The organism is Hymenobacter cellulosilyticus (assembly GCF_022919215.1).
Taxonomy (GTDB): Bacteria; Bacteroidota; Bacteroidia; order Cytophagales; family Hymenobacteraceae; genus Hymenobacter; species Hymenobacter cellulosilyticus.
Map to the genome: position 1 here is coordinate 292,485 of NZ_CP095046.1, position 21,314 is coordinate 313,798.

Here is a 21,314-nt window from a genome sequence, read left to right on the forward strand (position 1 = left end):
CATGTCACCTCCGTTGAAGCTCATGTCACGGTCGGCGAAGTCCCTGTCACCGCCGCTGAGGTTCCTGCCACTGCCGGTGAAGCTCCTGTCAGCCCGGGCCGCATAAATATTCACTTGCCCGAATACAAGTAACCCCGAATCCGACTACCTTAAGCTCAAGTATTTACCCTAACCTATACCCACTATGAACGATTCGCAACGGGCCAAGCTTGCCATGCTGCAAACCACCCTGCGCGTGCTCGACGAGCACGCCGCCCTCTACGCCACCAACAAAGCCCTCGGCAAAGCCCGCCAGGAGCTGGCCGCCCTGGTTGCCGACCTCGACCCCACCGCTGAGCGGCAGCAGCGCGCCGCCACACCCCAGAAGCCCGGCGCCGTCAAGCAGGCCACCAAGCAGACCCTGGCCGAACGGGCCGCCGCCGTAGCCGCCGCCCTGCTCGCCCTCGCCGATGAGCTCGACGACATCCGCCTGCACACCGACAGCGACTACACCGAGCGCCAGCTCCGCCGCCAGCCCGACGCCGACCTGCTGCGCATCTGCCAAAACCTGCACCAGCGCGCCACCGACCACGCCAAGGCCCTGGCCGAGCAAGGCGTCACGCCCCAGGAGCTGACCGACCTGCAAGCCGCCATCCAGGCTTTCCAGCAGGAGCAAACCACGCCCCGCGTCCTCATGGCTGACGGCAAAGCCCAGAAACAGGAAATCAACGCCGACCTGCGCGAGGCCTCGGCCCTGCTCCGCAACCGCATCGATAAGTTTATGGTCCGCTACCAGCGCCCCGAGCCCAAGTTCCACACCGCCTACCTCTCGGCCCGCAAAGTCATCAACACCGCCGCCCGCCAGGAAAAGGCCGCCAAGCCCGTAAGCAGCTAAAGCCAGCTAACTCAAACCCACCCCAAAGTCGTCAGGCTCCCCCTCTCCTTTTTCGGACTCTGCGCTTCAAGCAGATGCGGGGCCGGGGGTGAGGCGCCCCGTTGCCACTTCCGCCGCGCCCGGCTTCCCCCTGTGGGAGGCCGGGCGCCTGGTTATGGACCCATCTATATGGTCAAAAGCCTTTATCTTGGCGCATTATCTATCCTACTCGTTGATGCCTATTCTAGATGCTGAAATTCAGGTGGCCGGCGTGCGGGCACCCTTTGCGGCTGGCTCGTTTTCCTTCTCGCAGCTCACCGACTACCAAGGCCGCCCCAGCACGGATGTGCAGCTGGGCCTGATCAAGCTGACCCTGGTGGGCGAGGCGGCCAGTTGGTCGATATGGGAGGAATGGATGCTCGACTCCTATCGACGGCAAAGCGGCCGGCTAGTCTTTTATCACGAGGAAGGGCAAACGGCCAAGACCGTCGTGTTCTACGATGCCTTCTGCGTGCACTACGAAGGTCGCTTTGATGCCCGGGGTCAAAACGGTAAGGGCTCGTTTAGAACGATACTACACCTTTCCGCTGCCGCTGAGGAGGTACAAGGCCAGTTCACCGAAGCGCACAGCACGATTCCTTGGGCTACGGATGAGGCTACCCGCAAGCGGGCCCTCACCAAGCCGGCATCCCTGCGGCCAACTCCTGGCCTGAAAGCCTCTGCGGTGCAGCCGCTTCCCTCCGCGCCCGCCACAGCCCCTGTGGCCGCGCAAAGTGCGCAGCCCCCGGCTACCGCTAAGAAAATAGGCCTGCAGCAAAGCCTGGAGGAAATCCGCGCCCAATACGGGGAGGCCGGGGTACGGGTGGTAGAGCACACCGAAGCCGAAGCCCTGCGCGTGCTGAGCACCCAGTCTAATGCGGAAAGGGGCCCGGTATTGTCCGGCATCATCGACCCGACGACGGGCAACATCTTTTTCGGCCAAAACACGGATACTCCGCCCCCGAATTTACACTCCTTGCTAGGAAAACGGCTGGAAGCCTATTTGAAAGCCACGAATGGCAAAACACCCGAGAACTTGGGTGTCGCCGGAGCTCACTCCGAAATCTATGCCCTGGATCAGGCTCTGAAAGCCCGGGAAAAACATACGGGTCGCCCGGTTACCCAGCAGGACCTAGCCGGGTTTCTTTTACATAACCGTTCGTTGCGGGGTAGTACCAAGGGAGTTGGTGTTCCGCCCCGATGCACGAACTGCGCAATTCTTACCGACGGTCTAACCGTTATTGGCAACAATTAGCCTAAACCCTATGGCAACCCCAAACCGAGTAGATTACGACGAACTGGATTTCGATTACAGCCCCGACGGAGTGCTGTGCCTTTGGGAAGGCCAGCCTTTTACGGGCGTCGGCGTGGAGCTGTATCCGGATGGCACCCTACAGGCCGAATCACTCTTTCGCAACGGCATAGATACCCGGATCGGCAGCCTGTGGTACGTAACGGGCCAACTTCGGCGGCGCGCCACGGCCAACGAGGCCAACCACACCATGCAGGTCACGGAGTGGTATGAAAACGGCAAGCTTAAAAGTCAGACAACCTACGAGCATGGCATCAAAACCGCCGAGCAGAGCTGGAACGAGCAAGGCGACCTCCTCACCGACTTCCACCTCACTGAACAGGACGAGTACTACCCCGCCCTGCTTCGCTACCGAGAGGGAAATCATCCTACTACCTAGGCCACCCGGCACTCTTTGAAGCTTGCCTGAATTTGTTGCCTATAGCTTCGTCTTGTCCCGCCGCCGACGGCCAGCCCTTCTTTACGTGAAGGTTACCCATGCCTACCCCTCAATCAACCCCGGAGGAAGTCGTCGCTATTGCGCAAGCAGCCGTACAGGCTCACCGCATAGTACATAATGTTGACAAGGGCTTCTGGCCGGTATTTCAGGGCCCAATCGAAACCCGCACCGGGGCCACCCTGCCCGTGTGGACCGTTGCCTTTGTCTCTTCGGCTACCGCAGTAACAATCCGGGGAAGGGTACTTGATCCAATAGAAAAAGAGTACTACGCTTACATCAACGACGAAACCAAAGAGTTTCTCTACATCATCCATTCTACCGGGTATATCGACTAAACCCACCTCCGCTCGGCCTCCATGAAGGAGCGCAAGGAACAGCTCAGCATCGATGAGGATGAAAAGCGTGGGCGCGGCCAAGCGGATTTTGAGCGAGCTGGGCAGTGAGGAGAAGGTGGGGGTGTAGTAATTGCCTTTCACTTTCAATGAAAAAGCCCGCTCCATAAGGAGCTTGTCCTTACCCAAATTTTAAAAGCGTTCCAGCCATAAGCTGGAACGCTTTTTTGGTATTGTTGATGACTTTTAAAACGGAAGGCATAGCACGGTGCACAGCACCTACGGCTCTTTTACTGAAAACCACCGTCTTCTTAATCGTTGATGGCATATGGATAGCCTAGCCGGGCAACTCGGCTATATTCCCCGCCAGAACCTGTTCCAACTCTGTGCGGTGGGCGTTTCCCCACTGCTCCATTACCTCAATCACTGGCAGCAAGGACCGTCCCAAGTCCGTGAGGTGGTACTCGACTTTGGGCGGCAATTCAGGGAAGATGGTTTTGCTAATTAGGCCGTGGTGTTCCAACTCGCTCAACTGCACGTTGAGTACGCGCCGGCTGGCGCTGGGAAGCATGCGCTGCATGGCGCTGGGCCGCTGGATGCCCTGGGCAATGCACGCCAGCAGGGTCGACTTCCATTTGCCGTGTAACACTTCCTTGGTGAGCACGGAGCCGCAGGTCAGCGTGTTGGCAATTTTCTTCTGGTACATCGGGGAAGGAACTGGGGAAAGAGGTAGTTGAAGGAACAGGGATTAAAACCGCCCTAGGGGCGAAAAGTATCGGGTGCCGAATAACTTCTCCGTACTTGTTAGGGGGCCCCATGTGCCGGAAGTTTGCTCCGCGAACAGCGCAACCAGCGCCACACCATTCAACCAAGCAAGTAACTATCATGGGAAAGCTCACCGGAAAAGTAGCGGTTATTACCGGCGCTACGTCAGGCCTGGCCTTAGCCACCGCCCACTTATTTGTGCAAGAAGGAGCCTACGTCTTCATCACGGGCCGCAACCAGCAGAAGCTTGACGAAGCCGTGAAAACTATCGGCCACAACGTGACAGGGGTGCTGGGCGACGCGGCTAACCTGGCAGACCTGGACCGCCTTTATGAGACGGTCCAGCGGGAAAAAGGCACTATTGACGTATTGTTCGCCAGCGCGGGGGCGGCCGGCTTTGGCAAACTGGGGAGATTAGTGAAGCGTTTTTCGATTCCATCTTCAACCTGAACGTACGTGGCACCCTCTTCACGGTGCAAAAGGCCCTGCCCTTACTGGCGGCGGGCGGCTCCATTGTACTCAATGGGTCGATGGCCTCCATCAAGGGGTATGCGTCCAACAGCGTGTACAGCGCCAGTAAAGCCACGCTGCGGGCCTTCGTGCGGGGCTGGCTGGTGGACTTGCAGGACCGCCACATCCGGGTCAACCTGCTGAGCCCAGGCGCTATTGATACGCCTATGATGGCTGCTTCCGGTGCGGAGTTCAAGGCTCAAATCGCCCCGCTGATCCCGCGCGGGGAAATGGGTCGTCCGGAAGAGGTGGCCGCCGCCGCTCTGTTTCTAGCTTCGACAGAGGCCAGCTTTGTGAACGGCATCGAACTCTTCGTGGATGGGGGCATGGGTCAGATTTAGCCTCGCAACGACCGGGTTAAGCCCTAACCTCAGCTCGTCGCAGAAGTCATTGGGACGTTTGAACAAAAAAGGAAAGGCAGTGGCATAGGCCAGCTGTCTTTCCTTTTTTGTTTAAGTATATAGCACTGCTTGTAAGGGATTCTTAGAAAAGTAGCTGCTTTGCCTTCAGCTGTCACTTCCAGTCGAGGTGGTACTCACTCAGGATAGTAGTGATGTGACGATAACAGCGATTACCCGAAGTGCTTAGGGAACAGCTGACAACCTAATCCAGCTCGCAAATGGACGTTAAGGCTTTTTGGGCCAATAGCTGTCCTCACCCAAACTGGCGCGAGCTTGTAGCTCGTGCCCCCATGACGATAAGGGTGCACCTCATCTGCCGCACAGCGGCAAACCAGCCCCCGAACATTACGGCTGAGCAACGCCAGGATGCTATTGACTATATCAATAGATTAGGCAAACGGCAGGGGCTGCCAGAAATCATTGCTTAACTTCCTATGCCTAAACTAACCGAACAGCAAGCCTTAACCATTGCAAAGGAAATTCTCCAACGGCACGCCCTTGCCTACAATATCCGGGAAGGGCTGACCGCTGAATTTACCGACTCTCCCGCTACCAGCCCGTCAGTTCCCTGCTGGTGTATCTCTTATGTCAGTCAGCCCGGAGAATTTGACCAGCACGATTACTTCCTGTTTCTAGCCGATGCCACCGGGGAAATGCTGCACATCCTAGGTCCGCATGGTAAGCTGCGCTTATAACGGGTTATGCACTCTACTGGCTACCTCGAATAAGGTAGCTGCGGAGTATACAGCTGAGTTCATCTGACGCGAGTTTATAGATCTAGTTATCCACCCAGTTCCCCGGTGCGGGAGCCGTACTGTCTACCCTAGCCTATTGGGGAGCACCTAGTACCTTGCATCGCCTTTGCTCCAACCTTCTTCCCTGATGATGCACGTACTATCCTCTCTTCCGTCTTTGCACCACACGGCGGCTTCCCTGACCGAATACTGGTCGCCGCGCGTAGTGGCTGAGTTTGAAGACTCCTACGTGAAAGTCGCCAAAGTTCAGGGCTCCCTGGCCTGGCACAGTCACGAGCAGGAGGATGAAGTCTTTTTTATTCTGAAGGGCCACCTGCGCATCGAACTCGAAGACGGAGCCGTCGAGTTGCCCGAAGGGGCCCTGTACGTAGTGCCCAAGGGCGTACGGCATAACCCCGTGGCGGAGCAGGAATGCCACATCATGCTGATCGAAAAGAAATCAACCCTGCACACCGGCAGCGAGGTGACCGAGAAAACCCGTTCCCTGGCTGACCAGCTCCGGCCCTTAGCGGGCGGGAGCCGCTAGCAGCCCCCGCCGGAAATACCGGAAGCTGGCCGACTGATTCCGGTCTGGCTCCAGGTGCGGGGCAATGGTTTCGGCCCAACGAATTTTCCCTTTCGTGGCCGTTGCGTCAGCCTTTTGCAGCACCCGCAACAGCGTTTCCCAGGTGTCGGCAATGGCATCCGGGTCGTGAGGCAGGCCGCTGAAGTGCTGGGGCGCACCCGCGGGTAGGCAGCCTGAATAGCTTCCCGGTCGCCGAGAAACCACGCTTCCAGCTCCTGCACGGCCAGCCGGGTCAGGTTACGGTTGGTCCAGAAAATCCGAATAAAAAGCCTGCTCTGGAACAGAGCAGGCTTTTTATTCGGATTTATCTAATGGAGAAGGACACCGGCACTTCACACTCGGTGGCTACGGGCTGGCCCGCTGCCTGCGCCGGCACCCAGGTAGCCGGCAGCAGCTTTATCACCCGCAAAGACTCTTCATCCAGACTAGCCGCTACCGGGTGCGCAACGCGGTAGTTGGAAACCGTCCCGTCGCTGGCAATGGTAAAGCCGATACGCACCGTGCCCGACAACTGGTTGCGTAAAGCGGAAGGAGGATACTTCACGTTTTCCCCGATAAAGGTGAGGATGGCCGAGGCGCCTCCTATGTATACCGGGGCCGTTTCGAAAGCAGCGCCAGTGCCTGTGGGCGTAAACGTAAGCTTGGAGGCTGCCTCACCGGGTTTGTCGAGTAGCAGCTGGTTCCGGGTGTGGTCATAGCGCTGCTCCAGCTCCCCTTTGCCGGCGTAGTATTCCCACACGCCTACCTTCTGATCCTGCCGGTAGCGGCCCTTGCCCCGCACCGCATTTCGCTCCCACTGGCTGTATATCGTCCACAGACTGTCTTTTTGCCCACTGGTATAATAGCCCTCTTCCACCAGATTTTCGCGGGCTCCCCCACATACTTGCGGTACAAGCCCTGCCTGGTTTTGGGGTCTGACTTCAGCACCGAGTATTCTTCCCGGTACCAGGGGTTCTGGTATTTGAGGTTTACCTTCTTGGTTTCCTGCCCAAAGCTCAGGAGAGGAAGAACAGTTAGTAGCGCCGCCACATACAGCGAGTAAGATTTCCGCATGGGAATAAATAGAATGTGCTCTAGCTACCTGCTAGCGGCTAAAGGTAAGAAGCCGTATCTGCAACATCCCCAGTTCCTGCCCAGCAGTGCTGGAAGCCAGCCAACCGATTCGGCGCTGGGTGCAGTGCTGGCTTGCGGCAGCCCGGGCCCATCCGCAAGCCAGCACTGCACCAAAGGCGAATCCTTTATCTTGCCTGCTGCTACCTATTGCCCTTAATGGAAAATCTAGGCCCGCTCAATTTTCTGCGCATTCCGCTATCCAATCTGTGGGATGCCCCCAACATCCGGCAGCGCATCGAACAAGCTGATACCGAGTTTGGCCTCTGCATGCTGCGCTGGTACTGCCGCTACGACGCGGAAACCCGCCTGACCATGCGTACCCAGCTGCAATGGGCCCTGCAGAACCCCACCTACGACTTCCAGAAAATCCTTATCAGAGTGACGACCTCCAACGAGGACATCCTGTTTTACTTCTCGTATTTGCTTCACCTGACAGAGCATACAGAATGTCCCACCGTGGCGTAACTACCTTCCAGGCATCCTTAAGGGCGTAAGGACCTCTACTGAGGATATCCTTTTCTACTTCGGTTCCTATCCTGGAACAGCCGACTCCAGCTTTATCGGAAAAGCGCCAAAGGGCCAACCTTCCAGCAAACGGGCAGCAGGAAGCAGCCTTAAGCCGTAGTCGGCCGATCCAGCCGGCGCAGGAGTACTTCTTTCTGAAACGCCAGGAGCTCAAACAACCCGGAGACATTGGCAAATATGAGGACGCCCCTGCCCTTGGCCAGGTCAAGGCACCCGACGGTAGCGGCGCTCAGGGCCCCGCCACTGTGGCTGGCCAGCTGGGCCCCGTTGGCTTCTCGCCGCGCAGCTATATCAGGGCCTGCTGAAGCGTGGAGTTGCCGGGCATGCCCGGCTGTGGGTTCAGAAACGTCTGGAGCGTGGCGGGCTGCAGGTCCCGTGCGGCGCCTGGCACCTCAACCTCCAATGCACTTCATCTACCGCCCGGCGGCCATTCGCCCCCGCGTCCCGGCCGGCGGCATCAGGTAGAAATACGTGTACTAGTAAATGCGTAGTTCTACGCGTAGTAGTGCCGAGCCGGTACAGTTGCTTTACGGGCGGTGCCGCTAAGCGTACCGGCGTCCGAACTTCCATCTTTTTCTCAACCCGTACATGGCTATTCCCCGCGTATCGAGCCCCTTGAACCAACCGCGACTTTCGAGCAAAGCTGGGATTTTCCCACCGCCCTGTCCGAGCAGGTGGCCGCTTACGCCTGTCAGTTTTCGAAACCCTTCTGGGGAGCCCCCTTTACCTTTCAGGGCAATACCCGCACAGTAGCCCTGCCCCCCTTTGCCGGCTCAGTCACGATTACCGAAACCCTGCAGGCCCAAACGCCCAGCAGCAACGAGTACACCATGACGGGCCTACCTCAAATCGACTCTTACTTCGGCTCGTTCGCGCTGACTCCCACGGGCCCCGATACGGCGCGGCTTACCTGGCAGATCCGCTTTGCCTTCCAGGATAGCGCAGCGCTGCTCATCGTGGCGCAGCTGTTTGCCGGGGCCAGCAGCGCCATGACCAGCGCCCTGCAGCAAGAATTCGGCTTGCTACAACCCACGGCCGCCTGACGGTCGGGCCACGCGGCTTCTTCGCCGGACTTTGCGCCCCCTACTTTCCTGGCCCGTCGCCGCTTTGCTCCCATCCTACTCGCACTATCTATTGCAACAGCCGCGCCCGGCTTCCCACCTGGGGAGGCCGGGCGCTTGATTTGAAGTATACCCCGAGGCAGTCTGCGGGCCAACGAGTACTACCTTACTCTACTAGTTCAACGAGCCAGCAACAACCCTTCCACGTAACACCCTTTATGTCCGATCAGCTTTTTGGCGAGCGGGAAAACAAACGGGCCGAGAACTAGCCTTGGCCACCCTGCCGGCTACGGTATTGTCCACCTGAGCAGCGCGCAAGACCTTCCCGCTTTGCCCCACGGCAGGGTTGGCAATGTAAAAAGCCCCCGGCCTAGTGGTCGGGGGCTTTTGCGTAGCGGGCCCGTTGCAGCGGGTTGCCCGAGGATAAAGCTACACCAGCTCCGGCGCGTGGGTCAGGATTTTCTTCGGAAACTTCGGCCGGGGCAGGGTGCCGCAGCGCTCAAAGTCGTCTACCAGCGTGCGGCTGGCCACGCTGACCACGGTGGTAGCTACGCGCAGCAACTCCCGGCTGAAGTCGGCGTCGCTGGTCAGGGCCGCTACCTGGGTGAGTTGGTAGGCCGACTGCAGCATTCCGGCCGAGGGTATCGGCTGCCAGGGTTCGACATGGGGTCCCATGCCCTTTTCCAGCTCTTCCAGCAAGTCGGTAACGTGCGGGAAGGGAAAAGGCCAGCGCCACGGCGGACACAGCTCGTCGCCGGGCTCCCAGCTGCTGGCCAGGCCTTCCGAAGCCGAGCGCGCCATCTTCTGCGACAAGTCAAACACCCGCTCCTGCAGCCTCTGGTCGGGTAGCTCCGCACTGATTTGCCGCACTAGGTCGGCCGCCAGCAGGTTTACGTGGGCATCACTGAATACAAAGGGAGTGTGCGGAATAAGCGCGTCCCAGGCCTTCGGATTGATGGATCCGATGAGGTGAATCTTGGAAAATAAAGCAACTGATTTGATGTTCATGATCATAGCAAGAAAGCCGCTTCCCACCGGGCGGGAAACGAGGATGAAAAACACTGAGTAGGTCAAATCTTTCGTCCCTGCCCCAGCACGGCGCCATCCTGACGCAAGCCCGAAAGAATAACTTGAAGATACGCTGGGTCTTATATTAACACAATCACATATAGATGTGAATCAGTTATTTATACTACTAAAAAAGCTCCTTCCCCAGTCGCCTTAGCTCCTAACCGAAGGCGTGCGGCCCTACTGCACCCATCCAAACTATCCGGAGCCAAGCCACTTGCCCGACGAGAGGCTTTTGGTCGAAACGAAGCCCCGCGCTCAAATGCTACTCTGACGGCTCTGCGCACCATAAAGCTGGGTGCGCACACAACTGCCCGACAGCGCCAGACAGCCCACCTGGAAATCATTCTACCTTGGGCGGGGCTAACGTACTCCCGAGCCTGCTACCCGATGCCTCTTCCCGCTTTCTACTGGCTACTCTGTTACTAACCTCTCCCGCGGCCTTTGCCCAGCGCGGAGCAAGAAAGATTCTAAAGGCCGAATACCAGGCTGGCCACTTCAACGGCGCCGCCCTGCTCGTGCAGCACGGCTACGCCAACTTCCAGTTTGCGGTGCCCGTCACTGGCCACACCCGCTTCCTGGTGGCTTCCATGACCAAGACCTTTACCGCCATTCTGATTTTGCAGCTGGTGGTATTCCCCTCTCACATGCAGCAACAATTACGGGAGCATCTGGAGAAAATAGTGACGCAAGGCCAGAAGGGTTTGAAGTGGTCCTTTGCGCACTATCTATGTCAAAGGCTGCGCCCGGCATCCCCTTGCGGGAGGCCCGGGCGCAGCCGTAAGATCCCCAGGCCGCGAGTATCTTGTGCCCATGAAACACCCGCTACTCATTCTTAGCCTGTTCGCTACCCTGTTTTCCTGTAAGAAAGAGCATACCCCGGACCCCGAGCCCGGAACCGCTGAACACACCCTAACCCGCTCCTTTCTGTTTCCTGGCGAAGGCATCCGGCTGGATACGGCCTACACCACCCAGCAGATTCCGGCCACGGCCAGCATGAAAACGCTGAACGCGCAGCAGGGATACTTCTCGCTATACTTTGGCACTCTGCTCAATTTCAGCAGCTTCCCCAATAAAGACTTCGTGGCTATCAGCATTCCCCTGAGCAAGCTACGCCCGGGAGTAGTAGGTGATTACGAATTTTCCCACACCCAACTCAACGGCACCACCTATACCCCCGTCGGTGACGTCAAGGGTAGCTTGTACCTGCGCTACTACCCCAAACAAGTAGCTATTCTGGATGCGAATGGTACCCTCGCTACGCCCGGCGTCCTGCGCATCACCGCCTACGACGCTAAGCGCCACCTAATCAGCGGCAATTTTAGCACCGGCAGCGATGGGACCCTAGCTCTGAGCCCACTAACAACGGGCTACGCCTATTTCAAGCTCCAGCTAACCGGCTCGTTTACCAACCTGCCGGTCGAGCAGTAGGCCCACACCCCGGCAGCAAAAGTTACCGGCCTTCACTAGTATGCGAGCGGCGGCCACTCGTCTTTCAATACCGACATGACGATTTTATCATGGAACCGGCCCTGGCGTAAGCAGGCTTTGCGCAGGCGGCCTTCCACCTGGAAACCCGCTCTCTGGTAAGCTTTCAGCCCGCCCACATTCGGCTCCGAAACCGTGAGCATAATCCGCTGGAGGTGCTGCGTGCCAAAGCCCAGGGCCAGCACCTGCCGGGTGACTTCCGTGCCTACGCCCTGGCCCCAGTAGGCCTTTTCGCCAATCAGGATGAAGTATTCGCCGGACTGGTTGAGGCGGGAAATACCCGAGATGCCCGCGTACCCAACCAGCTCATTCGTCGCCTCGATGAAGATTCCCAGGTTGAGGCTGGCTTCATCCTGTAAGGTCTTGGCAAACCACTTATCAATCTCGGCTTCCGTGCTCATGCTCTGGAAAGCCGACATGGAATATTCAATAACCTCCGGGTCGTTGATCCACTTGTAGAAAGGCCGCACGTTTTCCCAGTGCAAGGGAGCAAGCTTAATCATAGCGCTATTTTAAGCGAAGGTAACGTACCGGGCGGCCTAGCAACGGCCAAGACCCGGAGCCGAGGTTACAACAAAAGCTGATGCGGCAGGAACACGTTGAAAATATAGTAATTGTTTAAAGTACTCCCGGTAGAAGCTATGCCCTAATAAGCTTACATTTCTACCTTCGACTATACCTTTCAATTTTAAGCGCGATTCTGGCGCTAGCCTATGAAGCTATTTACAATTCTTCGGTATTTGCCGGCACTGCTGCTCGTGGTGCTGGTCAAGCCCGTTTGCGCCCAGGTGCCCGAATGGAAGTCTGTGATTGGCATGCAGCCCGGGCAAAGCAGCGCCTGTTTTGTGGATGTTCAGGCCACTGCCACCGATACCAACGGCAACATCTACCTGGCCGGTCAGGCTCTGGGGCCCGTCACTTTCGGCACGATTGCTCTGACAAGCGGTGGCGTGGGAAGCATGTTCGTTGCAAAATGGAATACGAGCACGAAGAGCTTCATCTGGGTCAAGCAGGCTGGAGGCCCAGATTCACGGGCTACCGCCATAGCCGTATCCGGCTCTGATGTTTATGTAGCCGGGTCCTTTACCTTCGACGTAGCTATGGGAGGCATTCTTTTACAGAATGCCGGTAGTACCAGCACTACCGGTCCCAGGTATTCGGATGGCTTTGTCGCCAAGCTCACCGATGCAGGTTCCAGCGCCTCCTTTACGTGGGCGCTGTCCGTTGGCGCCAACCTTAGCGAGGAAATCAACGCCTTGGCCGTCAGCAACCGCAACGTGTATATAGGTGGACAATTCTCAAGCACCTCCCTCACCATTGGCTCCACCCAGCTCGATAAAGCCGGCTCCGGCAGCGACGTATTTGTTGCTAAGATTGCGGATGCAGGCAGCACGGGCAGCTTTAGCTGGGCCCAAAGAGCGGGCGGCCAGCGGAATGAAACGCTCGCCGGCCTGGCCGTAAGCGGCAGCAATGTATACATCACCGGGGATGTGGCCAGCACAACCGCAACCTTCGGCAGCAGCACGCTGACGGTGCCCGCCAATGGCAGCCAGGAAGTATATGTAGCCAAGCTCGTTGATACTGGCTCAACCGGCAGCTTCGTCTGGGCCCAGCAGTCAGGCGGAACGAACGTTCCGTTTTTCAAACGGGCTACTGCCCTGGCCCTACAGGGCTCCAGTGTGTACGTTACCGGCTTTTTTCAGGGCACGGCCAACTTTGGCGGCACCACTCTGCTTTCCACCGGCGGCGGCGACATCTACGTTGCTAAGCTCACTGATACCAACACTGCCGGCAGCTTCGTCTGGGCCCAGCAAGCTGGCGGCAGTGGTCAGGACTTTGCCCAGGCTCTGACCGCCAATGCGAGCGGGATATACGTGGCGGGCCTGTTTCGCAGCGCAACCGCTGTCTTTGGTAACACCACCCTCACGAATACCGATGCCAGTGGCAGCAGCGGCGACATATTCGTAAGTAAACTCACGGAACAGGGTACCACTGCCAGCTTTAACTGGGCGCAAAAAGCCGGCGGAAGCTCTGCGCGGGATGATGAGGCTACCTCTCTTATTCTGGACGGCAGCAACCTCTACGTAGCCGGCGGCGTGATACAATCAGCGACCTTCGGTACTCAGACGCTGCCCGGCTCGGTAGATGCTGAAGTGGGGTTCCTGGCCTTGCTTACAGAAAGCACCTCCTTGGCCACCAACACGATGAGTCCTCTGGAAAGCGTAGCCGTGTACCCTAATCCGGCCCGCACGGCTGCTACCGTACGCTTACCAGCAGTTCCAAGCGCCACTGAAGCCCGGCTGACGCTTACCAACTCGCTCGGCACTATAGTGTATAGCCAGCGCGTGGGGCTAACGGGCACGAGTACGAGCATTAAGCTGCCACTTCAGGGTTTATCAACTGGCCTATACCACTTACAGCTCCAGGCCGGCAGCTACTATATTCAACGCTCACTCGCCGTGCAGTAGCCAGTAGCTTCGGGCTTCTGGGAGACTGGCAGCTCAGGCCAGAGAATACCAGTCCCGCCAGAATTTCGGTCCTTATTATCAACGCCCTAGCCTACCAGCCGGGGCGTTCTTTTTTAGCGCGGCCAGCAGCAGGCACTACTTGAAGGTTCAGCGCTTGACTTGCTTATTTCAGCACCTTCGCGTCGTACACCACCCGCCCGCCTACCAGCGTCAGCAGACTGCTGGTTTTGGGCAGCTCCGGGGCGGCACCGTGAAGATATCCTGGGACAAAACCACCAGGTCGGCCAGCTGTCCCACCGCCAGCCGGCCTTTGCTTTTCTCCTCAAACTCGGCAAAAGCCGAACCGTAAGTATAGGCCTGTACGGCCTGCTGCCGGGTAATAGCCTCCGAGGGTGGCTGGGTGTAATGCCGGCCAACATGATGTTCAGAAAAGGATTCAGAGGTCCGTCGGAGCCCAGGGCCACCGGAATGCCCGCCTTTAGCAGGGAGCCCAGCGGCTGCATGGCCGGGTCCCAGCGCTGGTGAAACAGGCCGGGCTCGGTGAAGTGACTCGGGTTTTGCACCACCACCACGCCCAGCGTGCGGGCCCGGGGCAGCAGGTCGGGCAGCAGCCCGTCGCCGTGTTCGATGCGCAGGCGCCGGGCCGGCCAGCTGGTTGCCGGGCCGCTGGCTTCCATGGCCTGCAGTACCACTTCGGCGCTCCGGTCGCCGGCGCAGTGCACCAGCAGCTGCTGCTTCAGCGTCACCGATTCCTGCACCATGCGCCCCACTTCGGCGGGGCTGAAGTTGAGCTGCCCGCTCCAGCCGGCCCGGTCCTGGTAAGGCTGGCGCAGAGCGGCACCCCGCTCGTAGGGCGTCCCGTCGAGCACCCACTTCATGCCGCTGGCTTTCACAGTGGCCGGCAGCTTACTTTGCAGGGAACCCAGCTGCCGAACTTCGCTCAGGTCGCGCTGCTGGGCAGTAGTGGGAGAAAACGGAATAGCCCGCACCCGAATTGGTAATCGGGCCTGGGCTAGCAGGCGCACAAACCGCTCGAAAGGCAGAAAGGAAAACAGCTGCACCGAGGTGATGCCAAAGCGCACGGCTTCGTCGGAGAGCTGCCGCAGCCCGGCCAGGGCCAGGGAATCGGAGGCCTGGGCAGTGAGGCGGCGGCTGGGCTGCCACTGTGCGTATTCCCAAAACCGGCCGTTGAGCCGGCCCGCCTGCCGCTCGAAGGAGCCGCCCAGCGGATCGGGCTCCTGCTCCCCGATGCCGAGCTGCTGCAGGGCCCGGGAGTTGGCAATGTAGCCGTGCCCGTAGTAAGCCCGCAGCAATACCGGGTGATTGGGCGCCAGCTGGTCGAGCGTAGCGCGGTTTACCTGGTCATTGAGCACCACCGTGGCACCCACTGAGCCAAAGACCCAGGTTCCGGCTGGAGCCTGCTGCACAGCAGCCGCCAGAAGCTGGGTGGTTTCTTCCCAGGTGGGCTCCATGCTGCGAAAGGCCAAGGTTACGCCGCGGGGGTTGGGGCTGAAGTGGTTGTGAGCATCATTGAAGCCCGGCGTGACGGTATGGCCCTGCAAATCGATGCGCCGCGTCTTGGGTCCGGCCAGCTTGGTAATGGCGGCGGTGGTGCCCACGGCGACAATTCGCTCCCCCCGAATTGCCAGGGCCTGGGCGGCGGGCTGGCCCGGGTCGGCCGTAAACAGCTGCCCGTTCAGCAGGACAATGTCGGCCGGCTGCTGCTGAGCCTGAACCCCGGTGCTGAACAGCCAGCTGCTTAGTATGCTCCACAGTAGCTTCTTCATAGACACTTGGGTCATTAGCTCCAACCAAATATTGTATATAGTGAATATACCAAAAACTCTGGCACTTCCCTCAACCCTTCTTCCAGGGCGTGGGCCGGCACCCGCGGTTTGCTCAACCACAGCACCTATTTTTAGTGCCTTCTGTTTCAGATCCACGGCACCGCCTTTTCGCTTGCCCTTGCAGTATGCTCGATTTCTCTAAGCCCGATAAACCTACTCCCCAGCAAGCGCAAAAAGAACAGCGGCACAGTCGGCTGTTTACCCTGAGCTTTCTGTGGGGCGTTATCCTCCTGTTTAATGGTCGCCGCTGGCTAAACACGCTGCTTTACCAGGCCGCCGTGCTGGATATTGCCTGGCCCCTGCTGCTGCTGGGTTGGGTGGTGGGGCTGTTTCTGCTTTACTTCCTGCTGATTGTCGTGCACGAGGGCGGCCACGTGCTGGGGGCTTGGCTGGCCCGATTTCACCTTCTGACGTTTGCCGCCAGCTGGCTGCGCATCACCCGCCGCGCCAACGGGTGGCAGGTGCGGCTTCAGAAGCCCATTGAATCACTCGGAGGTATGGTGCAGGCCTTTCCTACCCATGCCCGCCACCTGCGCCGCCGCTACGCTATCTACATTGCCGGCGGCCCCCTGGCTAACCTGCTGACCGGCAGCCTGGCCCTCTACCTGCGGCAGGCGGTGCTATTCTCCCCAGAAGTGGGCTTCAGCCTTTCGCGGACGGAATACCTGCTCGAGAATGCGCTGTTTTACTTTGGCTGGGCCTCCCTGCTTATCGGCGTCTTCAACCTACTGCCACTCACGCTGAAGTCGGGCTACACAATAGATGGCAAAAAGCTGTGGCACCTGGTCCGGGGCGGCACGGCCATGCACCAGCACCTGGGCCTGCTTTACTTCCAGAGCGTAGCCTACGCCGGCACCCGTCCCCGCGACTGGAACCTAACCCAGCTCGAGGCCTTCCTGGCTTACCGCAGCCACACCGTTCTGGATTTCTACGCCCACCTCTACGCCTATGCCTACTACCAGGACCGCGACGACCATACCTTGATGGAAGAGCACCTGGCCGCCGCCCTGGAGCGCCGCCACACCGGTCCCGTAGGTCTGCAGCAGTACGTGCTGACCGAAGCCGCCGTAGTAGCCGCCCTCTACGACCAGAACGCCGAGTACGCCCGCCAGTGGCTTGAGCAGGCCCAGGCCGCCAAACCCTTTGCTGCGGAAGAAGGCCTGTTTGCCCAGGCCGCGGTAGCCTACGCCGAAGGCCAGCTGGCGGAGGCTACCCGCTGGCTGCAAGCCGCCCGCCGGCAGTTGCAGCAAGCCTCAACTATTGGCAGCAATGAGCCCGGCTTTGAGCAGCTGGATGATTTGCAGCACCGGATTGAGCTGGCGGCGGCACCATTGCCCGCCTGATAAAGCGCAAGCCGGAAAATGAGCCCTCAGACCGCGCAGGCCGTGGCCCCGGCCGTCAGCAAATCGAAGGCGCCGCGCTGCTTGAAGGCCTGAATGGTGTAGCCGTGGTACTTCTTGAACAGGCGCGAGAGGTGACTCGCGTCGCTGAAGCCCAACTCGTAGGCAATTTCCTTGACCGAGTTGCCCGAGTACAGCAGCCGGGCCTCGGCTACTTTCAGCCGCGACTTGAGCACGTATTCCTGCAGCGACTCGCCGGCGTTGCGGCGGAAATACTCCCCGAAGTACGTGGCCGAGACGTGGAACTCCTCGGCCAGCCGGGCCACGCGCAGCTGCTCGTTGTCGAAGAGGTGGTGCTGCACGTGGTTGAGCACCTGCTGAAAGCGCGGGGCGGCAGCCGCCCGGCCCCGGCTGCCATAAAGGCCGCCTCGATGTTGCGGGCCAGAATGTTGAGAATGGTAACCAGGCAGGACTGAATCATGCCGGCCGAGAACCGGTCGTGCCGGGCGTGCTCGTGGCGCACCAGCTGCAGCAGGTGAAGCAGGTGCTCCTTGTCGGGGCCGGAGCGGATGATGTCGCCGGGTACCCGGTTGTAGTTGACCAAGATGTAGGACATCTTGCGAAACCAGTCCTCGAAGTCAATTTCCCCGCCCGGCTTTTGTCGAATACCTGGTTGGTGAAGCGCACGAATAGAAACCGGGTGGGCGTGAGCACCTCAAAGGAGTGGCAGTTGAGCGGGGGCAGCAGAAAGATGCTGTGCTGTTGGTAGGGCACAAACTGGTAGTTGATGCACTGCCGCCCCTGGCCTTGCTCTACCAGCACCAGCTCAAAGAAATTGTGCTTCTCAGGCCGCTTGCGCCACTTCGTGGTTTCCTCCACCAGGATTTCGAACGGGGCGTGGGAAAGTTCTGCTTGCATGATTCAGGGAAAAACCGACCGATACTGCCGCAATAGTAGCCACCACCGGGCAATTTCCGGCCAGATACGCCTTCCCTTAGCGGCTGCGTTCCGTATTATCCCCGATTCATACCACAGCTCCTGTCGGGCAGTAGTTCACCTTTGCCTTGTTCTTTAACCATTCTACTCTTTTCCATGAAAGCCTATATCCTCCATGAGCCTACTGGCCCCAGCGGCCTGCGCCTGACCGAGCTGCCCACGCCTACTCCCGCCGCCACCGACGTGCTGCTGCGCGTTCAGGCCCTGAGCGTAAACCCCGTGGACGCCAAATCCACCGAGGGCAAGGCTATGTACGGCCACTTCAAAGACGAGCAGCCGCTGATTCTGGGCTGGGACGTGGCCGGCACCGTGGAGGCCGTGGGCGCCGAGGTAACCACCCTGCAGCCCGGCGACGAGGTTTTCGGCATGATTAACTTTCCCGGCCACGCCCGCGCCTACGCCGAGTACGTGGCCGCCCCGGCCGCCCACCTCGTGCGCAAGCCCGCCACTACCAGCACCGCCGAAGCCGCCGCTGCCACCCTGGCCGCCCTCACTGCCTGGCAGGCTCTGGTAACCCAGGCCAATTTGCAGGCCGGGCAGCGGGTCCTGATTCATGCCGCGGCCGGTGGCGTGGGCCACTACGCGGTGCAGCTGGCCAAGCACCTGGGCGCCTACGTCATCGGCACGGCCTCGGCCGCCAAGCGCGACTTTGCCCTCAGCCTGGGTGCCGACGAGGTAATTGACTACCAGCAGCAGGCTTTCGAGCAGGTACTGGAGCCGGTGGATGTAGTGCTTGACTGCCTCTCGGGCGAAACCCAGCTTCGCTCCCTGGAAGTACTCAAGCCCGGTGGCACGCTGGTCAGCATTCTGGGCCTCACGCCCGACACGCCCACCCGGGCCGAGCAGCGCGGCGTAACGGCCAAGGCTATGCTGGTGGATTCCAACCAGCCCGGCATGCAGGAAGTAGCCGACTTGCTGGCCAGCGGCGCGCTTCGCTCCCACGTGTCGCTCACGGTGCCCTTTGCCGAGCTGCCCCGGGCGCTGGAGCAAATTCTGACCGGCAGCACCCAGGGCAAAGTGGTGATTACGCTGTAAGCTTGCGCTACTAGCTCCTTCTTCCTACTAGCTAAAACGCCCGGCTTCCTTTCGCAGGAAGCCGGGCGTTGTGGTTTACTCGAAAGCCAGCTTACTCAGGCTGCCGGTCGCCGCCGGTGAAGTCGAGCATCCAGCCGGGATATTCCGGAGCCAGCTTGCTTACCTCATCGAGTTGCTGCAGTTCTTCGGGGCTGAACTGCACGTCCACGGCCTTGAGGTTATCTTCGAGCTGCTCGGGCTTATTGGCCCCAATAATGACGCTGCTCACCACGGGCTGGTGCAGTAGCCAGGCCAAAGCCAACTGCGCTACTGTGGCACCCTTTGCCTCAGCCATGGGCCGTAGCGCATCCACGATGGTAAAGGCGCGGTCCTTGTCGACGGGCGGAAAGTCGAAGCGGCCCCGGCGGCCCGAGTCTTGGTTTTGCTCGTCTTCGCGGCTGTACTTGCCACTGAGCAGGCCGCCGGCAAGGGGGCTCCACACCAGCAGGCCCAGCTTTTGATCCTGCAGCAAGGGCACCAGCTCCCGCTCCAGGTCGCGGCCGGCAATGGTGTAGTAGGCCTGCAACGACACGAACTTTTCCTTGTGGGTGTACTGCGAATACGCCAGGGCCTTCATCAGCTGCCAGGCCGCCAGGTTGCTGGCTCCGATATAGCGCACCTTGCCGCTGCGCACCAGGTCGTCGAGGGCGCGCAGGGTTTCGTCCAGGGGCGTGAGCGGGTCGTAGGAGTGAATCTGGTAGAGGTCGATGTAGTCGGTGCCCAGGCGGCGCAGGCTGGCCTCGGCCTGCTGCACGATGTGCTTACGGGTAAGGCCCACCTCGTTAGGACCTTCGCCCATTTTGCCCCGCACCTTGGTGGCCACCACCAGGTCGTCGCGCTGCAAACCCAGGTTGCGGATGGCCTGCCCGGTCATTTCCTCCGATACGCCCTCTGAGTACACGTTGGCCGTGTCCAAAAAGTTGATGCCCGCTTCCACGGAGCGTTTTACCAGGGCGTCGACGGCAGGTTGGGGCAGCTCCCCAATGGCCTTGGCCCAGCCCTTGCCGCCGAAGGTCATGGTGCCCAGGCACAGCTCCGATACTTTCAGGCCGGTATTGCCCAAGAGGTTGTACTTCATAGTCGTGGTAATTGTGGTTGTGGTAGTAGGTAGAAAGCGCAGTAGCCTCCACACCGTTGGCGCGGAGGCTACCACACAACCAGCCCCAGGCCCGATAGTTGGCCCGGCCCCGTTACCTTATTGCTTTTTCTGCTTCCGCTGCCGGTTTTCGGCCTTGATGCGGGGCTTCACCCCATCGTCCACGCCGCGGCCGGTGGGCACGGGCTGGTATAGGGAAGCCGTGGTAGTCGGGGCCGGCGGGGCCGTTTTAACTTGGTAGCGGTGAATGATGTTGGCCGAGAGCCGCTCCGTGAAGTGAGGCATGATATTGTGCGAGAAAAACGCGCCCCGGGCCTTCCAGCCTACGGGCAGTTCCTGCCGGGGCCGCACCGAGGAGCGCACCATGGCGTTGACGACCTTGCTGGGCGGGTCCATGGCGGCCATGCGGGGCGTGCCGCCGCTGTAGTTGGCCGCGTGGCCCCAGAAAGGCGTGTCCACGGCCCAGGGCTCAATGGTCACGACCTTGATGTTCTTGTAGCCGTTGAGGCGCAGCTCGTTGTTCAGGGCCTGGTCGAGGTTGCGGATGGCCCCTTTGGTGGAGGCGTACACGGCGTGGTAGGCCAGCGGCACTTCGCTTTCCACCGAGCCCAGGTTCATGAGTGTGCCGCTGCCCTGGGTCTGGAAGATCTTGATGGCCGCCTGGCTGCCGTAGATGATGCCCTTGAGGTTGACGTCAATCATCTGGGAGTAGTCGTTGAGCGGAATTTCCCAGAAGCGGCCGATGCCGCCCACACCCACGTCGTTGACCCATACATCCACGCGGCCAAACTGCTTCATAGCGGCATCAGCCAAATTCTGCACCTGCTCGGGCTTGCTGATGTCGGTGGTTACGACTAGGGCCTGTCCGCCGCTAGCCCGAATCTTGGTGGCGACTTCTTCCAGCAGTTCGGTGCGACGGGCGGCCAGCACCACGTTGGCTTTCATCGTGCCCAGCTGCTCGGCCATGCCCCGGCCAAAGCCGCTGGAGGCCCCGATAATGACGTAGGTTTTGCCCTGTACCTGCTTTTGTATTGCCGAGCCCGGCTTGGACGTGGCGCAGCTGCTCAGCACCCAGGCCAGCAGCAGAAGCAAGCCCATGGCCCAGGACATCAGGCGGGGAGTGGGAGTTGGGGGAAAGAAAAATCCGGGAGCCGAAGTAGACGAATGCATACGAGATTGGGTCGAGAGTAATTAGGTAAACTACCCTACCCATACGGTCCACTTTCCCGCCGGGATATAGCCCAGCTTGCTGCAAACGCGGTTTTAG

Annotated in this window: 23 protein-coding genes and 2 pseudogenes; 14 read left to right on the plus strand and 11 right to left on the minus strand. The window is 59.7% G+C overall.

Going from position 1 to position 21,314, the window contains the following annotated elements; genetic code table 11:
• Positions 1 to 184: 184 nt before the first annotated feature.
• The 4 genes from MUN79_RS01405 to MUN79_RS01420 all read left to right on the plus strand — a co-directional run bounded on the left by MUN79_RS01405 (position 185) and on the right by MUN79_RS01420 (position 2,978).
• Positions 185 to 874, plus strand: a complete 690-nt coding sequence (locus MUN79_RS01405) for a hypothetical protein (RefSeq protein WP_244676038.1) — start codon at positions 185 to 187, stop codon at positions 872 to 874.
• Positions 875 to 1,088: 214 nt separating this feature from the next.
• Positions 1,089 to 2,147 carry a type VI secretion system tube protein TssD gene (gene tssD, locus MUN79_RS01410; protein WP_244676039.1) on the plus strand — a complete coding sequence of 353 codons (1,059 nt, stop codon included), beginning with the start codon at positions 1,089 to 1,091 and terminating at the stop codon, positions 2,145 to 2,147.
• Between the two features lie 10 nt (positions 2,148 to 2,157).
• Complete coding sequence (locus tag MUN79_RS01415; RefSeq protein WP_244676040.1) at positions 2,158 to 2,583, plus strand: toxin-antitoxin system YwqK family antitoxin; 426 nt, start codon at positions 2,158 to 2,160, stop codon at positions 2,581 to 2,583.
• A gap of 98 nt (positions 2,584 to 2,681) precedes the next feature.
• Complete coding sequence (locus tag MUN79_RS01420; protein WP_244676041.1) at positions 2,682 to 2,978, plus strand: hypothetical protein; 297 nt, start codon at positions 2,682 to 2,684, stop codon at positions 2,976 to 2,978.
• A 334-nt stretch (positions 2,979 to 3,312) separates the two neighbouring features.
• Here the strand turns inward: MUN79_RS01420 and MUN79_RS01425 are convergent, their stop codons facing one another.
• On the minus strand, positions 3,313 to 3,681 hold the full coding sequence (locus tag MUN79_RS01425) for a winged helix-turn-helix transcriptional regulator (protein WP_244676042.1): 369 nt from the start codon (positions 3,679 to 3,681) through the stop codon (positions 3,313 to 3,315).
• A 112-nt stretch (positions 3,682 to 3,793) separates the two neighbouring features.
• On the opposite strand from MUN79_RS01425, the pseudogene MUN79_RS01430 reads away from it, so the two are divergent.
• The 3 genes and pseudogenes from MUN79_RS01430 to MUN79_RS01440 all read left to right on the plus strand — a co-directional run.
• Positions 3,794 to 4,591 (plus strand): annotated as a pseudogene (locus tag MUN79_RS01430) (SDR family NAD(P)-dependent oxidoreductase); the annotation flags it as partial.
• Positions 4,592 to 5,085: 494 nt separating this feature from the next.
• Complete coding sequence (locus MUN79_RS01435) at positions 5,086 to 5,346, plus strand: hypothetical protein (protein WP_244676043.1); 261 nt, start codon at positions 5,086 to 5,088, stop codon at positions 5,344 to 5,346.
• Positions 5,347 to 5,533: 187 nt separating this feature from the next.
• Positions 5,534 to 5,932 (plus strand): cupin domain-containing protein, encoded by a 399-nt coding sequence (locus tag MUN79_RS01440; protein WP_244676044.1) that lies wholly within the window; start codon positions 5,534 to 5,536, stop codon positions 5,930 to 5,932.
• Here the strand turns inward: MUN79_RS01440 and MUN79_RS01445 are convergent.
• Together MUN79_RS01445 and MUN79_RS01450 are read right to left on the minus strand one after the other, a co-directional pair.
• Complete coding sequence (locus MUN79_RS01445) at positions 5,912 to 6,175, minus strand: hypothetical protein (protein WP_244676045.1); 264 nt, start codon at positions 6,173 to 6,175, stop codon at positions 5,912 to 5,914. The genes MUN79_RS01440 and MUN79_RS01445 overlap by 21 nt on opposite strands.
• A 100-nt stretch (positions 6,176 to 6,275) precedes the next feature.
• Positions 6,276 to 6,827: an energy transducer TonB gene (locus tag MUN79_RS01450; protein WP_244676046.1), complete on the minus strand. Its 552-nt coding sequence runs from the start codon at positions 6,825 to 6,827 to the stop codon at positions 6,276 to 6,278.
• A gap of 413 nt (positions 6,828 to 7,240) precedes the next feature.
• Here MUN79_RS01450 and MUN79_RS01455 point away from each other — a divergent pair, with 413 nt between their 5' ends.
• Both MUN79_RS01455 and MUN79_RS01460 read left to right on the plus strand, forming a co-directional pair.
• Positions 7,241 to 7,549 (plus strand): hypothetical protein, encoded by a 309-nt coding sequence (locus tag MUN79_RS01455; RefSeq protein ID WP_244676047.1) that lies wholly within the window; start codon positions 7,241 to 7,243, stop codon positions 7,547 to 7,549.
• 734 nt (positions 7,550 to 8,283) lie between these two features.
• Entirely contained in the window at positions 8,284 to 8,652 is a 369-nt protein-coding gene (locus MUN79_RS01460) for an SRPBCC family protein (RefSeq protein ID WP_244676048.1), read from the plus strand.
• Between the two features lie 447 nt (positions 8,653 to 9,099).
• On the opposite strand, the gene MUN79_RS01465 is transcribed toward MUN79_RS01460, so the two are convergent.
• Complete coding sequence (locus MUN79_RS01465) at positions 9,100 to 9,678, minus strand: hypothetical protein (RefSeq protein ID WP_244676049.1); 579 nt, start codon at positions 9,676 to 9,678, stop codon at positions 9,100 to 9,102.
• Between the two features lie 578 nt (positions 9,679 to 10,256).
• On the opposite strand from MUN79_RS01465, the gene MUN79_RS31645 reads away from it, so the two are divergent.
• A complete protein-coding gene (locus MUN79_RS31645; protein WP_375378230.1) occupies positions 10,257 to 10,577 on the plus strand; it encodes a serine hydrolase in 321 nt (106 codons plus the stop codon).
• Positions 10,552 to 11,169, plus strand: a complete 618-nt coding sequence (locus MUN79_RS01475) for a hypothetical protein (RefSeq protein ID WP_244676051.1) — start codon at positions 10,552 to 10,554, stop codon at positions 11,167 to 11,169. Before MUN79_RS31645 ends, MUN79_RS01475 begins: the two co-directional genes overlap by 26 nt.
• A gap of 35 nt (positions 11,170 to 11,204) precedes the next feature.
• Here MUN79_RS01475 and MUN79_RS01480 read toward each other — a convergent pair whose 3' ends face one another.
• Positions 11,205 to 11,729: a GNAT family N-acetyltransferase gene (locus MUN79_RS01480; RefSeq protein ID WP_244676052.1), complete on the minus strand. Its 525-nt coding sequence runs from the start codon at positions 11,727 to 11,729 to the stop codon at positions 11,205 to 11,207.
• Between the two features lie 210 nt (positions 11,730 to 11,939).
• Here MUN79_RS01480 and MUN79_RS01485 point away from each other — a divergent pair, with 210 nt between their 5' ends.
• Positions 11,940 to 13,694 carry a T9SS type A sorting domain-containing protein gene (locus tag MUN79_RS01485; protein ID WP_244676053.1) on the plus strand — a complete coding sequence of 585 codons (1,755 nt, stop codon included), beginning with the start codon at positions 11,940 to 11,942 and terminating at the stop codon, positions 13,692 to 13,694.
• Positions 13,695 to 13,904: 210 nt separating this feature from the next.
• Here the strand turns inward: MUN79_RS01485 and MUN79_RS31650 are convergent, their stop codons facing one another.
• Complete coding sequence (locus tag MUN79_RS31650) at positions 13,905 to 14,210, minus strand: amidohydrolase family protein (protein ID WP_375378231.1); 306 nt, start codon at positions 14,208 to 14,210, stop codon at positions 13,905 to 13,907.
• A pseudogene (locus tag MUN79_RS01490) lies at positions 14,123 to 15,496 on the minus strand (amidohydrolase); the annotation flags it as partial. The pseudogene MUN79_RS01490 and the gene MUN79_RS31650, both read right to left, overlap by 88 nt.
• Before the next feature lie 170 nt (positions 15,497 to 15,666).
• Here MUN79_RS01490 and MUN79_RS01495 point away from each other — a divergent pair.
• Entirely contained in the window at positions 15,667 to 16,884 is a 1,218-nt protein-coding gene (locus MUN79_RS01495) for a hypothetical protein (RefSeq protein ID WP_244676055.1), read from the plus strand.
• A gap of 26 nt (positions 16,885 to 16,910) precedes the next feature.
• On the opposite strand, the gene MUN79_RS01500 is transcribed toward MUN79_RS01495, so the two are convergent.
• Positions 16,911 to 17,255 (minus strand): helix-turn-helix transcriptional regulator, encoded by a 345-nt coding sequence (locus tag MUN79_RS01500; protein ID WP_244676056.1) that lies wholly within the window; start codon positions 17,253 to 17,255, stop codon positions 16,911 to 16,913.
• 103 nt (positions 17,256 to 17,358) lie between these two features.
• Positions 17,359 to 17,799 (minus strand): AraC family ligand binding domain-containing protein, encoded by a 441-nt coding sequence (locus tag MUN79_RS01505; protein WP_244676057.1) that lies wholly within the window; start codon positions 17,797 to 17,799, stop codon positions 17,359 to 17,361.
• A 174-nt stretch (positions 17,800 to 17,973) separates the two neighbouring features.
• Here MUN79_RS01505 and MUN79_RS01510 point away from each other — a divergent pair, with 174 nt between their 5' ends.
• Positions 17,974 to 18,912, plus strand: coding sequence for an NADP-dependent oxidoreductase (locus MUN79_RS01510; RefSeq protein WP_244676058.1), 939 nt, complete (start codon positions 17,974 to 17,976; stop codon positions 18,910 to 18,912).
• A 91-nt stretch (positions 18,913 to 19,003) separates the two neighbouring features.
• Here MUN79_RS01510 and MUN79_RS01515 read toward each other — a convergent pair whose 3' ends face one another.
• Entirely contained in the window at positions 19,004 to 20,029 is a 1,026-nt protein-coding gene (locus tag MUN79_RS01515; RefSeq protein ID WP_244676059.1) for an aldo/keto reductase, read from the minus strand.
• A 117-nt stretch (positions 20,030 to 20,146) separates the two neighbouring features.
• A complete protein-coding gene (locus MUN79_RS01520; protein ID WP_244676060.1) occupies positions 20,147 to 21,217 on the minus strand; it encodes an SDR family NAD(P)-dependent oxidoreductase in 1,071 nt (356 codons plus the stop codon).
• Positions 21,218 to 21,314 lie beyond the last annotated feature (97 nt).

What these genes read in the sequence shown, in the direction of transcription:
- MUN79_RS01405 (WP_244676038.1), top strand. Translation starts at nt 185, where the DNA reads ATGAACGATTCGCAACGGGCCAAGCTTGCCATGCTGCAAACCACCCTG.
- tssD (WP_244676039.1), top strand. Translation starts at nt 1,089, where the DNA reads ATGCCTATTCTAGATGCTGAAATTCAGGTGGCCGGCGTGCGGGCACCC.
- MUN79_RS01415 (WP_244676040.1), top strand. Translation starts at nt 2,158, where the DNA reads ATGGCAACCCCAAACCGAGTAGATTACGACGAACTGGATTTCGATTAC.
- MUN79_RS01420 (WP_244676041.1), top strand. Translation starts at nt 2,682, where the DNA reads ATGCCTACCCCTCAATCAACCCCGGAGGAAGTCGTCGCTATTGCGCAA.
- MUN79_RS01425 (WP_244676042.1), bottom strand. Translation starts at nt 3,681, where the DNA reads ATGTACCAGAAGAAAATTGCCAACACGCTGACCTGCGGCTCCGTGCTC.
- MUN79_RS01435 (WP_244676043.1), top strand. Translation starts at nt 5,086, where the DNA reads ATGCCTAAACTAACCGAACAGCAAGCCTTAACCATTGCAAAGGAAATT.
- MUN79_RS01440 (WP_244676044.1), top strand. Translation starts at nt 5,534, where the DNA reads ATGATGCACGTACTATCCTCTCTTCCGTCTTTGCACCACACGGCGGCT.
- MUN79_RS01455 (WP_244676047.1), top strand. Translation starts at nt 7,241, where the DNA reads ATGGAAAATCTAGGCCCGCTCAATTTTCTGCGCATTCCGCTATCCAAT.
- MUN79_RS01465 (WP_244676049.1), bottom strand. Translation starts at nt 9,678, where the DNA reads ATGAACATCAAATCAGTTGCTTTATTTTCCAAGATTCACCTCATCGGA.
- MUN79_RS01475 (WP_244676051.1), top strand. Translation starts at nt 10,552, where the DNA reads ATGAAACACCCGCTACTCATTCTTAGCCTGTTCGCTACCCTGTTTTCC.
- MUN79_RS01480 (WP_244676052.1), bottom strand. Translation starts at nt 11,729, where the DNA reads ATGATTAAGCTTGCTCCCTTGCACTGGGAAAACGTGCGGCCTTTCTAC.
- MUN79_RS01485 (WP_244676053.1), top strand. Translation starts at nt 11,940, where the DNA reads ATGAAGCTATTTACAATTCTTCGGTATTTGCCGGCACTGCTGCTCGTG.
- MUN79_RS01495 (WP_244676055.1), top strand. Translation starts at nt 15,667, where the DNA reads ATGCTCGATTTCTCTAAGCCCGATAAACCTACTCCCCAGCAAGCGCAA.
- MUN79_RS01505 (WP_244676057.1), bottom strand. Translation starts at nt 17,799, where the DNA reads ATGCAAGCAGAACTTTCCCACGCCCCGTTCGAAATCCTGGTGGAGGAA.
- MUN79_RS01510 (WP_244676058.1), top strand. Translation starts at nt 17,974, where the DNA reads ATGAAAGCCTATATCCTCCATGAGCCTACTGGCCCCAGCGGCCTGCGC.
- MUN79_RS01515 (WP_244676059.1), bottom strand. Translation starts at nt 20,029, where the DNA reads ATGAAGTACAACCTCTTGGGCAATACCGGCCTGAAAGTATCGGAGCTG.
- MUN79_RS01520 (WP_244676060.1), bottom strand. Translation starts at nt 21,217, where the DNA reads ATGCATTCGTCTACTTCGGCTCCCGGATTTTTCTTTCCCCCAACTCCC.